A 12,422-nucleotide genomic window follows, 5' to 3' on the forward strand; every position below is an offset into this window, starting at 1 on the left:
TTCGTAAATATGAATGTAAAAACACTTTCTTTATTAGGTCTTATGATGATTCTTCCTTTATTGGTGGTATCTCAATCTAGAGAAATTATTACTTTGACAGATGATTGGAAATTTCAAAAAGGGAAGAATGATGATGCCTTTCAAAAACAATTTGATGATTTACAGTGGGAAACTGTAACTGTACCTCACGACTGGGCAATTTATGGTCCTTTTGATAGAGAGATTGACCTACAAAAAGTAACTATTACTCAAGATGGAATGTCCAAACCAGCCGAATTAACCGGCAGGAGTGGTGCACTTCCTTATACCGGAGAAGCATGGTATCGAAATACTTTTTTAGCTTCAGACTTTGATGACACAAAAAAAGCCATTGTTCTTTTTGATGGGGCTATGAGTGAACCAAAGGTATATATCAATGGGTCAAAAGTTGGAGAATGGAATTACGGATATAATTATTTTTATTTCGATATATCTAAATACATTGTTTCAGGTTCAGAAAATACAATTGCCGTTCATCTTTCGAATGTTGGTTTATCTTCACGATGGTATCCAGGAGCAGGTTTATATAGAAATGTCAGGATTATTATAAAAAATAAGAACAGTATTGATCAATGGGGAACCTTTATCACTACTCCATACATATCTGATAAAATTGCCAAGGTAAATATTAAAACCAAGGTTTCAGGACAAGATATTGAACTCATTACTAAAATAATAGATGCCACAGGTCAGGAAATTAATTCTCTGAAAACTACTCAATTATTCGATAATGAATTTGAACAGAATTTAGTAGTTGAAACCCCTAAGCTTTGGAGCCCTGATTCTCCTTATTTGTATACAGCTATTTCAGAAGTTTATAAAGATAATGAGTTACAGGATAGAATTTCAACAAAATTTGGAATTCGAGAGATTAAATACCAACCCAAAAAAGGATTTGTTCTCAATGGTAAAGTAACAAAATTCAAAGGAGTCTGTTTACATCATGATCTGGGACCACTTGGGGTAGCTGTTAACAAAGCAGCCTTAAAAAGACAACTGCGTATTTTAAAAGATATGGGAGCTAATGCTATTCGTAGTTCACATAACATGCCATCTATCGAACAATTAGAGCTATGTGATGAAATGGGTTTTTTATTTTTAGCCGAATCTTTTGATGAATGGGCTGTACCAAAAGTCGAAAATGGTTATAATCGATTTTTTAAAACAGATGTTGAAAAGGATATTGTCAATCTTGTTCACGCTACTAGAAATCATCCTTGCATTGTGATGTGGAGTGCCGGAAACGAAGTGCCAGATCAATTCGGTGCAATTGGAGCAAAAAGAGCCAAAATGATTCAAGATATTTTCCATAGAGAAGATCCTACAAGACCAGTCACTGCGGGTATGGATCAGGTAAAGGCAACCATGGAGTCTGGATTTGGCGCGGTTTTAGATATTCCTGGATTAAATTACCGTGTTGGTCTTTATGATGAAGCTTATGACAAGTTTCCACAGGGTATGATATTGGGCTCAGAAACTGCATCTACAGTGAGTTCTAGGGGTATTTACAAGTTTCCGGTTAAAAAGGGAGCACATGTATTGTATGATGATTATCAATGTTCGTCCTATGATTTGGAATATTGTCGCTGGTCAAATACCCCAGATGATGATGCCGTTTTGCAGGATGATAGAGATTGGGTAATTGGTGAATTTGTTTGGACAGGGTTTGACTATCTAGGAGAACCAACACCGTATTACACAGAATGGCCATCAAGAAGCTCTTATTTTGGAATTGTTGACCTAGCTGGTTTGCCCAAAGATCGGTATTATCATTATCGCAGTAGATGGAATACAAAAGACGAGACGTTACATATACTCCCACATTGGAACTGGAAAGGAAAAGAGGGAGATACAATTCCGGTATTTGTGTATACCAATTATAGTGCAGCAGAACTATTTTTAAATGGTAAAAGTTTGGGTGTTCAAAGAAAGAATGACTCTACTTCTTTAAGTCGATATCGACTTATGTGGATGGACGTAATATACGAGCCTGGGGAACTTAAAGTTGCTGCCCTGGATGACAATGGAAATGTTGTAGCAGAAAAAAGTATACATACCTCAGGTGATCCATATCAATTAAAATTAGAAGCTGATAAAACCATATTGAGAGCCAATGGTAAAGATTTGTCATATGTTACAGTTTCGGTCTTAGATAAAAATGGAATTGAATGCCCTACAGCTATTAATCAGCTAAAATTTAATGTGACAGGAAAAGGTTCTTTTCGTGCCGCATGTAACGGAGATGCTACTTCATTAGAAATGTTTCATTACCCGACAATGAAATTGTTTAGTGGAAAGCTAGTAGTTACCGTACAATCAAGTAAGGAAGATGGGGAAATTAAATTCTTAGTAGAAGGTTCTGGGCTAAAAGATGCCGAAATAGTGCTACAATCCAAAAAGTAAAAGGTATCTTATACATCACTTACAATACTGAAAGTCAAAATGAAGTCATTGACACATTAAAAAAGGCTTTACGAGGTAAAATAAAACTCTGTAAAGCCTCTTTATTATTAGTGGAGAAGATGGGAGTCGAACCCACGACCTCTTGACTGCCAGTCAAACGCTCTAGCCAGCTGAGCTACATCCCCTACTGTTTTTAATCAGCTCCTCGCAAAACTAATAACGGGATTCTACTGTCAAAATCCTTTTTGAGGATTGTATTTTCTTCCCAGAGTTTTGCAAAAAAACCTCGTTTTCGTCTAAAAACACAAAGAAGCTCAGGATAGTTTTCATTAAGATGCTCCAAAACTCCCTGAAACAAGGTTGCATTTTCAGAAGATTTATAAGATGAAGTAATTTCACCAAAATCTTTGTCAAATTTAGAATCTTCAGGTAAAAAATTTGCTGTTTTTACTTGAAGTAACTTCATTTCGGCATTAAAAGTACTTAAAATTTCTTTTATAGGTGTTAATGCGTTTTTCTTTTTTAAGACACCCGACTTAACAGCCATAAGCACTTTGTTTATAGGTTTGAAAACATAGTTTTCAGGAATAATTAATATCGGAATCTCTGTGTTTTTTAATAAGCTACCAGAGATTTCCCCAAGAAAATATGGGTTTTTAATATCACTCCTTTCTGCTCCCAGAATAAGTAAATCGATAGAACGCTCTAAGTTAAATTTTGGAATAGCTTCTAAAAGCTCTCCTTCTAAAGGCAGAGCAATTACTTCTACTCCTTTTTTATCAATTTTGGCAACTTCCTCTTCAATCGAAGAAGCCGTAATACTCTTTAGTGTTTTGTTTACAGAAGGTAGACTACCAGATCTAGGGAGTTCTTTAAAAACTTCCACTACATATACTGTTGCTTTGAGTTCTTTTGCAAAATCAATGGCATATTGAAGCCTAGCTATACTAATAGAATGTTTAGACACCCCCAAAGGAACCAATATATTCTTCATTACTTATTGTGATTTGTGATTTAAACAGTAAAATTACAATTTTAGACCTTTTATAAAATAAATTTTTGATAAATATTGATTTTAACCCCTTAGAATTGGTTTTTTCTTAAAGTTTTTTTAAATATTTATCAGAATATTATTCCCTACTATAATCTGCGAGATAAAGTTAGTACTTTTGAACTTAACCAAAAAAAGTATGATTCGTAAAGGATTACTATCAGATTTAGATGCTATTTATACATTGACCCGAGCTTGTGCCAAGGCCATGATGGCTAATGGTATTTATCAATGGAATGAGCATTATCCGACTCAAGAGCGTTTCCAAAAAGATATAGAGTTACAGGAGCTATATGTTTTAGAAGATAAAGATAATTTAATAGGAATTATTGTACTTACAGATCTAATGGATGAAGAGTATATCCCTGTTAATTGGTTGACTGAGAATAAGAATAACCTATATGTACACCGCGTGGCAATTCATCCAGAATACTGGGGTAAAGGGTATGCCCAAAAACTAATGGATTTTGCAGAAAACTACGCCCGAGAAAACCAATATCAATCAGTAAGACTAGATACTTTTAGTGAAAATAAAAGGAATCAAAAATTTTATGAGATACGAGGATATCAGCGCTTGGATGATATTTTTTTTCCGAAACAAAGTGAACACCCATTTCATTGTTATGAACTCATTGTATGAGTAAAGCTATTAGTTTTAAAAATATTAATCGTTTAGCTATACCTGCTATTATTGCCGGTATTGCAGAACCACTACTTTCTATAACAGATACTGCTATTGTAGGAAACATCCCAGAATATGGTACAGAGTCTTTGGCAGCAGTAGGTATTGTAGGCTCGTTTTTGTCGGCATTGATATGGATTCTCGGTCAAACACGAAGTGCTATTTCGGCGATTATCTCTCAATATTTGGGTGCAGGTAAGATAGAAGAAGTAAAAACATTGCCGGCTCAAGCCATATTCTTTAATGTAACCCTTAGTATTATTGTGCTAATTTCGACAGTTTTCTTTGTCGAAGATATTTTTAAGCTCTATAATGCCTCAGGGTTAATCTTGGAATACTGTGTAGTTTATTACGATATTCGGGTTTGGGGATTTCCTTTAACCTTATTCACATTTGCTGTTTTTGGTATTTTTAGAGGTCTTCAAAATACATTTTGGCCAATGATAGTAGCTGTAATTGGTGCAGTATCTAATATTGTACTAGACTTTATTTTGGTATATGGAATAAAAGACCTTATTGAGCCGATGGGAATTAGTGGAGCAGCGTGGGCCAGTCTGATTTCACAGTTTTTAATGGCGATTATAGTTTTTGTATTGCTGATACTGAAAACAGATGTGAGTCTAAAGTTACGTTTCCCTTTAAATAAAGAAATAGGAAGATTGGTAACAATGAGTCTTAATCTTTTTGTACGTTCTATTGCCTTAAATACCGCCTTATATTTTGCAACATCTCATGCGACAGATTATGGAGATGAATATATAGCTGCATATACTATTGCAATGAATATTTGGATGTTTACGGCATTTTTTATTGATGGTTATGGTGGTGCAGGTAATATATTGGGAGGAAAATTATTAGGAGCAAAAGATTATAAGTCTTTGTGGAGACTAAGTAAACGTGTAAGTGCATATGGTATTGGCGTAAGTTTGATTTTAGCAATATTTGGATTTGCATTTTATTATAAGATTGGAGAAGTATTTACAACAGATACTATAGTTCTAGAGACGTTTTATAGTGTCTTTTTTATTGTCTTAATTGTACAGCCTATTAATGGACTTGCTTTTGTCTTTGATGGGATTTTTAAAGGTTTGGGTGAAATGGGGTATTTAAGAAATGTGCTGCTAGGTGCTACATTCTTAGGGTTTATTCCAACGTTGTATTTATGTGATTATTTTGACCTAAAATTATATGGTATATGGATTGGGTTTACTGTTTGGGCACTTTTTAGAGGATTAGCACTGGTTATAAAGTTTAGAAAGAAATTTTTACCTTTAATTTCCTAAAAATAAAGAAGGGCAAATAATAAAGGAGCGTAAATAAGAATCAAAAGAATTCCTATTCGTAATCTATTTTTTTCAAAAAAATCTTCTAACATCATTTGTGTGTATTTTAAGAACCATCTATAAAAAAGACTTGTTTTCATACAGACAGTTACGTTTATTTTTATTTAGAATTAAGTGATAGATTCAGTAATAAAATATGTTTAACCCATATTTTGATATAGAAACTAACTCTAATGATTGGATGGTGTCGATCGAAATAATTACATAGGTATTTTAATCTTCAATCGGTATTAGTTATTTTTACTTTAAAGTTATTACAATAATGATACCAAGATCCAACGGAAGTTTATATACGCATATAGAAAACGATATTGCTACAATAGAGTTTGGGCATGAAGCCAGTAATTCTTTTCCTTCAGAATTATTAGCAAGATTAGCAAAGGCATTTGATACGCTATCAAATGATGAATCTGCAAGAGTAATTATTCTAAAATCAGAAGGAGACCGAGCTTTTTGTGCAGGAGCTTCTTTTGATGAGTTGGTTGCAATCAGGAATCTAGATGAAGGGAAGCATTTTTTTTCTGGATTTGCTAATGTGATTAATGCAATGCGAAAATGCAAAAAACCAATAATTGGTAGAATACAAGGCAAAGCTGTTGGAGGAGGAGTAGGATTGACTTCTGCTTGTGATTATTGTTTGGCTACAGAAGTAGCTTCGATAAAATTAAGTGAACTTACTATTGGGATTGGACCATTTGTAATAGAGCCTGCAGTATCAAGAAAAATAGGATTAGCAGGTTTTGAAGCATTGGCATGGGATGCTTCACAGTGGAAAAATGCCTATTGGGCAAAAGAACAAGGACTGTATGCTCGAGTTTTTGAAACGATATCAGAGCTAGACAAAGAGGTGCAATTGTTTGCAGAAAAGCTAGCAAGTTACAATCCAGAAGCAACACAGCAAATGAAAAAAATAAGCTGGAGAGGAACAGATCACTGGCAAGAACTTCTTATAGAGAGAGCGGCTATTTCTGGAGAATTGGTCCTTTCTGAATTTACTAAACGAGCACTAGAGAAATTCAAAAAATAAAAAGAGCTACGGGAAACCTTATTCTTGGTGATGCTTTTTTCTTTACATTACACCTTTACAAATTAAAACCTATAACCATGTTAAAAAAACTTTTAAACCTTAGTAATGTTCAGCCATTAAAAAAAGTAGAGCAATCAAGTATTAACGGAGGATCTGGAAACTGTTTTCTTGATTGTAGACAAGAGTATATTAGTTGCCTGGGAAGTGGCGGTTCTAATTGTCTTGCAGATTATGTTTTATGCAAATCTACTTGTTAGTAGTTCATATAATCTTACAAAATAATAAAGCGAGTTTTTCTCGCTTTTTTTGTTTCTGAAACAAGATAAAAGAATATCTTATATTGTAGAATTCAAAAATTTATTTGGTAATATTACAGGAGAAAGAAGAAGTTGTTGTTAGCAATACTGTTTTATACAAATGAGATAGAAAAAACATTTAAAGTAAAGTGCTAATTATAAAGAATAAATAAACAATGGATATACTAAATTTTTTAGGAGGGAATGGACTATTCCTATTATTAGGAATCGTTCTCGTAGTGGTTTACTTTATAAATAAGAGAAAGAGACGGTAATCTTCCGTAACTTTGCCAAAAATTACAAAGTAAACGATGAGTAAAATTCGTATCACTAAACAATTCTCTTTTGAAACTGGTCATGCCTTGTATGGATATGATGGAAAATGCAGGAATGTTCATGGACATAGTTATAAATTAAGTGTAACCGTAATCGGAACTCCTATTACAGATACTTCTCATGTAAAACTAGGGATGGTGATTGATTTTGGCGATCTTAAAAAGATTGTAAAAGAGGATATTGAAGATGTTTTTGATCATGCTACAGTATTTAATAAGAATACTCCCCATGTAGAACTAGCAAAAGAATTGAAGGATAGAGGGCATAATGTTATCTTGGTAGATTATCAACCTACCAGTGAGAATATGGTAATTGATTTTGCTGAAAAGATTAAATCCCGATTACCAGAAAATATAACACTATTTGCATTGAAACTTCAAGAGACCGAGACATCATTTGCAGAGTGGTATGCCTCAGATAATGAGTAAATGTTTTGGACTTGTTATTACCATGAACAATTTAGGTTTTGTCCTTTTCTTATCTTTACTTTTTAAACTATAACTATGAACCTTCCTGAAGGGAAAAAAATATACTTTGCTAGTGATAATCACTTGGGAGCGCCTACATCAGAAAAAAGTTTTCCCAGAGAGCAAAAGTTTGTAAAATGGCTGGATGAGGTTAAACAAGATGCTGCTGCAATCTTTTTGCTAGGAGATCTTTTTGACTTTTGGTTCGAATATAAAACCGTAGTGCCTAAAGGATTTACCAGAACATTAGGGAAATTAGCCGAAATTACAGATTCTGGAATTCCAGTGTATTACTTTGTAGGAAATCATGACTTGTGGATGAACGGATATTTTGAAGAAGAACTGAATATCCCAGTGTATCATAAACCTCAAGAGTTTACATTTAATGACACTACTTTTTTTATTGGACATGGTGATGGATTAGGCCCTGGAGATAAAGGGTATAAACGAATGAAAAAAGTATTTACCAATCCGGTAGCCAAGTGGTTTTTCAGATGGTTGCACCCTGATTTGGGAGTACGATTGGCACAATACCTTTCTGTAAAAAACAAACTGATTTCTGGAGATGAAGATGTAACTTTTCTGGGAGAGGATAATGAGTGGTTGGTGCAATATTGTAAAAGAAAATTAGGAGAAAAACATAGAGACTATTTTGTGTTTGGGCACCGCCATCTTCCTATGGAAATACAATTAAATGAGAAGTCACAATACACTAACCTCGGTGATTGGATCGGTTTTTATACTTATGCCGTTTTTGATGGGAAAGAACTAAAATTGATCAACTATAGTGGTTAAATTCTATGTCTTTTTTCAATGATGTTATTCGAGATAGAAATTCCAACTATTTCGGGAGCTGATAATTCTTGATGATGATCAAAAAAGATCACAGTATTGTCCAGAATAGCTTCAATCAGATAATGGCTTCCATTAAAATATGAGTTTTTTACTCTAGCTTTTTTACTTGAGCCTGAAGTAACTTTTATTTCATGTGGATATACTAAAATAGTTCCTGGTTCATGTGATTCTAAAAAAGAAGAAAGTTGTATTTTATTAACTTCTCCAAAAAGCGATGCGATATAATAATCGTTGGGGTTTTGATACAAATTGATGGTTTTTTCTTTAATCAAAATCTCACCTTGGCGAATAACGATGGTCTGGTCTGCAAAAGAAAGAATATCTGTTTTATCATGTGTTGCGGTAATGCTGGTAATCTTATTTCGTTTCAGATACTTGAATAGATTTCGTCGTAATGAACTTCGCCTAAAATTGTCAATATTTCCAAAAGGTTCGTCTAATAATAATAATTCTGGTCTTTTGGCTAATGCTTTAGCCAAGGCAACTCTTTGTTTTTGTCCACCGCTTAATTTTTCAACCTTGGTATTAGCAAAATTTGTCATTTCTACAATATCAAGTAATTCATCTACTCGACCTTGTTTAAGTTCGGGTTCAAAATTAGAAAGAAATTGACCGATATTTTCTGCGACACTACGATAGGACTGTAGTTCAAACCCCTGCGAGAGATATTTCATGTTTTCTTCTCCCGGAACAAGATTAAAAAGAGGACCTAATATTTTCTTTTTATTCCAGGATAGCTCCCCCTTCTGCACATCCAAAAGACCATATATGATCTTTAGTAAAGTACTTTTTCCACAACCACTGGCACCAATTAATGCTATATGTTGCCCTTTTTCGATAGTAAAGCTAACATTCTTTAAGACGGGCTGTGTATCATAAGCAAAGGATATATTGTGGACTGTAAGCATATTGTGGTCTTTTTTATAGTTTTTAAGCGATCTAGATATAAAGTCGCTATTATACATTTAAAGGCGTGTCGACGTGATTAATATAGCGTATTCCAAATATATTGAACTTTAATAAAAAAAATCCGCTTCTTTTCAGAAAACGGATTTTTTTATTTCGAATAAAAAGTCCTAACCTTTTACATCGCTTGTAACTTTTTCGGGTAATACTTCATACCCCATATTGTAGAGTGTAAAACCAAATATATCTGCATATTGCTCAATAGTTTTACTTACAGGTGTTCCTGCACCATGACCTGCATTGGTTTCAATTCTAATTAGCGTAGGGTTATCTCCAGATTGTTTTGACTGAAGTTCTGCTGCAAACTTAAAAGAATGAGCAGGTACTACACGATCATCATGATCTCCTGTGGTCACTAAAGTGGCAGGATACTGTACCCCCTCTTTTACATTATGAACAGGAGAATATGCTTTTATGTATTCGAACATTTCTTTACTGTCTTCAGAAGTACCATAATCATATGCCCATCCTGCACCAGCAGTAAATGTGTGATAGCGTAGCATATCCAAAACACCCACAGCCGGCAGCGCTACTTTCATAAGGTCTGGACGTTGTGTCATAGTAGCACCAACAAGTAACCCTCCGTTAGATCCACCTCGTATTGCAAGATAATCACTGGATGTATATTTGTTTTCTATTAAATATTCTGCTGCAGCAATAAAATCATCAAAAACATTTTGCTTCTGCATTTTAGTCCCGGCAACATGCCATTTTTTACCATATTCACCACCACCTCTTAGGTTAGGAACTGCGTATACTCCTCCTTGCTCCATCCATACAGCATTGCCGATACTAAAAGAAGGTGTTAGACTAGCATTAAACCCTCCATAACCGTATAAGATAGTTGGGTTTTTACCATTGAGTTCTACACCTTTTTTGTGCGTAATAATCATAGGTACTTTTGTTCCATCTTTTGAAGTATAAAAAACCTGTTTACTTTCATAGTTTTCAGGGTTGAAATCTATTTTTGGTTTGCGATATAATTCTGAAGTTCCTTCTGCAATATTATATTTATAAATGCTATTAGGTGTTTTGTAATTAGTGAAGGAATAGTAAAGTTCTTTTTCTTCTTTTTTAGCACCAAATCCATTTGCACTTCCTACCCCGGGTAGTGCTACCTCACGAATCAGTTTTCCATCATAATCATATTGCATTACTTTGGATACAGCATCTACCATATACCCAGCAAAGAAATATCCTCCACCAGTATTAGGGCTCAATACATTTTCTGTTTCAGGAATAAAATCTTTCCAGTTTTCTGGAGTTGGATTAGAAGCATCAACAGTAACAACCTTTTGATTAGGAGCATTTAGATTAGTAACCAAATATAATTTGGAACCTACATTTTCTATGACATAGGTATCATTATCTGCAGTGCCCATGATAGTAACTAATTTGCCATTAGGACCACTTAGATCTTTAATAAATAATTTGTTTCCAGAAGTCGAAACACTGGCAGAAATAATAAGGTATTGATCATCTTCAGTAACACTAGCACCCACATATCTGTGTTTTTCTTCTGGTGTTCCTCCATAAATCAACACATCGTCTTTTTGTGGTGTTCCTAATTTGTGATAATATACTTTGTGCTGATCCGTTTTAGCAGAAAGCTCACTTCCTTTGGGTTTATCGTAGCTAGAATAATAAAAACCATCATTTCCTTTCCAAGATATTCCTGAAAATTTAACATCAATTATTGTGTCACCAACAATCTCTTTGGTTTCAGTATTTCTAACAATTACCTTACGCCAGTCACTTCCGCCTTCAGAGATAGAATAAGCAACAAGCTTTCCGTTTTTAGAAAAATTCATTCCCCCTAATGATGTTGTACCATCTTTGCTAAAGGTATTAGGATCTAAAAAAACCTCGGGAGTATCTCCTTCGTTCTTAAACCGATAAATAACATATTGATTTTGAAGACCATCATTTTTATAAAAATAACTATAATCACCTTCTTTAAATGGGGAACCTACTTTTTCGTAGTTCCAAAGATCTGATAAACGTTTTTTAAGATCTTTTCTAAAAGGGATCTTTTCTAAATAACCAAAAGTGGTTTTGTTTTGGGCAGAGACCCAATCTTTAGTTTCCTTACTGCGATCATCTTCTAGCCAGCGATAAGAATCTTTTACTGGTGTGCCAAAATAGGTATCTACTGTATCTACTGTTTTCGTTTCTGGATAGTTCAATGCTATAGTAGTTTTAGCGGGTTCTTCTTTAATTTGGTTCTTGCAAGCCATGGTTAAAGTAACAATGGATAATACAAAGAGTGCTTTTTTCATGATGTAATGAGTTAATATAATTCGCAAATCTATCAAAAGATGTTGCTATAAATGCTAAAGAAAAGATAAAAAAGACTGCTCCACAAATTATAACCTATAAAGAAAATATCATTTTTCTCATATTGCTTTGGGGTTTAGCACTATGTAGGATAAATATGTAAGAGCAGTCGGAAATTTCTGTAAGAAACGAAAAATTTTGGTTTTAGAAAAGAGTTTTATAGCTGTCCCAGTTTTTAAAAATCAAGAAAGCATTTACAAGAAAAACAAAGGCTCCAGGACCAATATTTGCAGGATCTAGAGTGGCATGGAAAAGAATAATATTTATAGAGATTGGTGCTAATAGTATTAATGAGAAAGGAATAGCACGGTTGGTGAGTAGTAATAATCCGACAACAACCTCGATAATTCCTACAGTTTTTAGAACATAACTATCGCTTAACGCGCCAAAAAAAATACTTGCGTTTGGATTTGCAAATTCTAATACAGGCATGAATCCGATAAATTTGTTACTTCCAAAAATTACTAACATCACTCCTAATACTATTTTTAAAGCTAAAATTAATTTATTCATTTTTCTGGTTTTTTAGATTAAATTTTAAATAGATTCAATTATTTAGAAGAAAAAATGTTAAAAACCTTACAAATGTTGAGGAAAACCAGAGTTAAAAAAATACCTTT

The 12,422-nt window shown here is 33.8% G+C and carries 11 protein-coding genes and 1 tRNA gene; 7 read left to right on the plus strand and 5 right to left on the minus strand.

Translation table 11 applies throughout. The annotated features are described in order from the left end of the window. The first annotated feature begins 9 nt into the window (after positions 1–9). Positions 10–2,442 (plus strand): glycoside hydrolase family 2 TIM barrel-domain containing protein, encoded by a 2,433-nt coding sequence (locus C1X07_RS06660; protein WP_103069202.1) that lies wholly within the window; start codon positions 10–12, stop codon positions 2,440–2,442. Between the two features lie 111 nt (positions 2,443–2,553). Here the strand turns inward: C1X07_RS06660 and C1X07_RS06665 are convergent. After that, positions 2,554–2,627, minus strand: a tRNA-Ala gene (locus tag C1X07_RS06665). Between the two features lie 8 nt (positions 2,628–2,635). Next, positions 2,636–3,436 carry a universal stress protein gene (locus C1X07_RS06670; protein ID WP_103069203.1) on the minus strand — a complete coding sequence of 267 codons (801 nt, stop codon included), beginning with the start codon at positions 3,434–3,436 and terminating at the stop codon, positions 2,636–2,638. 196 nt (positions 3,437–3,632) lie between these two features. Here C1X07_RS06670 and C1X07_RS06675 point away from each other — a divergent pair, with 196 nt between their 5' ends. From C1X07_RS06675 to C1X07_RS06700, 6 genes are all read left to right on the plus strand, one after another. Then, complete coding sequence (locus tag C1X07_RS06675) at positions 3,633–4,133, plus strand: GNAT family N-acetyltransferase (protein ID WP_103069204.1); 501 nt, start codon at positions 3,633–3,635, stop codon at positions 4,131–4,133. Then, a complete protein-coding gene (locus C1X07_RS06680; RefSeq protein ID WP_103069205.1) occupies positions 4,130–5,458 on the plus strand; it encodes an MATE family efflux transporter in 1,329 nt (442 codons plus the stop codon). The genes C1X07_RS06675 and C1X07_RS06680 overlap by 4 nt, the downstream gene beginning before the upstream one ends. Before the next feature lie 322 nt (positions 5,459–5,780). Next, positions 5,781–6,545 (plus strand): enoyl-CoA hydratase/isomerase family protein, encoded by a 765-nt coding sequence (locus tag C1X07_RS06685; RefSeq protein ID WP_394335666.1) that lies wholly within the window; start codon positions 5,781–5,783, stop codon positions 6,543–6,545. 77 nt (positions 6,546–6,622) lie between these two features. Further along, on the plus strand, positions 6,623–6,802 hold the full coding sequence (locus C1X07_RS06690) for a hypothetical protein (RefSeq protein ID WP_103069207.1): 180 nt from the start codon (positions 6,623–6,625) through the stop codon (positions 6,800–6,802). A 350-nt stretch (positions 6,803–7,152) separates the two neighbouring features. After that, positions 7,153–7,605 carry a 6-pyruvoyl trahydropterin synthase family protein gene (locus C1X07_RS06695; protein WP_103069208.1) on the plus strand — a complete coding sequence of 151 codons (453 nt, stop codon included), beginning with the start codon at positions 7,153–7,155 and terminating at the stop codon, positions 7,603–7,605. Positions 7,606–7,680: 75 nt separating this feature from the next. After that, positions 7,681–8,439 (plus strand): UDP-2,3-diacylglucosamine diphosphatase, encoded by a 759-nt coding sequence (locus C1X07_RS06700; protein WP_103069209.1) that lies wholly within the window; start codon positions 7,681–7,683, stop codon positions 8,437–8,439. Here C1X07_RS06700 and C1X07_RS06705 read toward each other — a convergent pair. The 3 genes from C1X07_RS06705 to C1X07_RS06715 all read right to left on the minus strand — a co-directional run bounded on the left by C1X07_RS06705 (position 8,436) and on the right by C1X07_RS06715 (position 12,315). Further along, positions 8,436–9,407 (minus strand): ABC transporter ATP-binding protein, encoded by a 972-nt coding sequence (locus C1X07_RS06705; RefSeq protein ID WP_103069612.1) that lies wholly within the window; start codon positions 9,405–9,407, stop codon positions 8,436–8,438. The two genes, C1X07_RS06700 and C1X07_RS06705, sit on opposite strands and share 4 nt — an antisense overlap. A gap of 168 nt (positions 9,408–9,575) precedes the next feature. After that, a complete protein-coding gene (locus tag C1X07_RS06710) occupies positions 9,576–11,744 on the minus strand; it encodes a prolyl oligopeptidase family serine peptidase (RefSeq protein ID WP_103069210.1) in 2,169 nt (722 codons plus the stop codon). A gap of 202 nt (positions 11,745–11,946) precedes the next feature. Then, positions 11,947–12,315, minus strand: coding sequence for a DoxX family membrane protein (locus C1X07_RS06715; RefSeq protein WP_103069211.1), 369 nt, complete (start codon positions 12,313–12,315; stop codon positions 11,947–11,949). Positions 12,316–12,422: the final 107 nt, after the last annotated feature.

The organism is Aquimarina sediminis (genome assembly GCF_002895435.1).
GTDB lineage: Bacteria > Bacteroidota > Bacteroidia > Flavobacteriales > Flavobacteriaceae > Aquimarina > Aquimarina sediminis.

Coding starts and splice junctions, on each gene's coding strand:
- C1X07_RS06660 (WP_103069202.1), top strand. CDS start 10: ATGAATGTAAAAACACTTTCTTTATTAGGTCTTATGATGATTCTTCCT.
- C1X07_RS06670 (WP_103069203.1), bottom strand. CDS start 3,436: ATGAAGAATATATTGGTTCCTTTGGGGGTGTCTAAACATTCTATTAGT.
- C1X07_RS06675 (WP_103069204.1), top strand. CDS start 3,633: ATGATTCGTAAAGGATTACTATCAGATTTAGATGCTATTTATACATTG.
- C1X07_RS06680 (WP_103069205.1), top strand. CDS start 4,130: ATGAGTAAAGCTATTAGTTTTAAAAATATTAATCGTTTAGCTATACCT.
- C1X07_RS06685 (WP_394335666.1), top strand. CDS start 5,781: ATGATACCAAGATCCAACGGAAGTTTATATACGCATATAGAAAACGAT.
- C1X07_RS06690 (WP_103069207.1), top strand. CDS start 6,623: ATGTTAAAAAAACTTTTAAACCTTAGTAATGTTCAGCCATTAAAAAAA.
- C1X07_RS06695 (WP_103069208.1), top strand. CDS start 7,153: ATGAGTAAAATTCGTATCACTAAACAATTCTCTTTTGAAACTGGTCAT.
- C1X07_RS06700 (WP_103069209.1), top strand. CDS start 7,681: ATGAACCTTCCTGAAGGGAAAAAAATATACTTTGCTAGTGATAATCAC.
- C1X07_RS06705 (WP_103069612.1), bottom strand. CDS start 9,407: ATGCTTACAGTCCACAATATATCCTTTGCTTATGATACACAGCCCGTC.
- C1X07_RS06710 (WP_103069210.1), bottom strand. CDS start 11,744: ATGAAAAAAGCACTCTTTGTATTATCCATTGTTACTTTAACCATGGCT.
- C1X07_RS06715 (WP_103069211.1), bottom strand. CDS start 12,315: ATGAATAAATTAATTTTAGCTTTAAAAATAGTATTAGGAGTGATGTTA.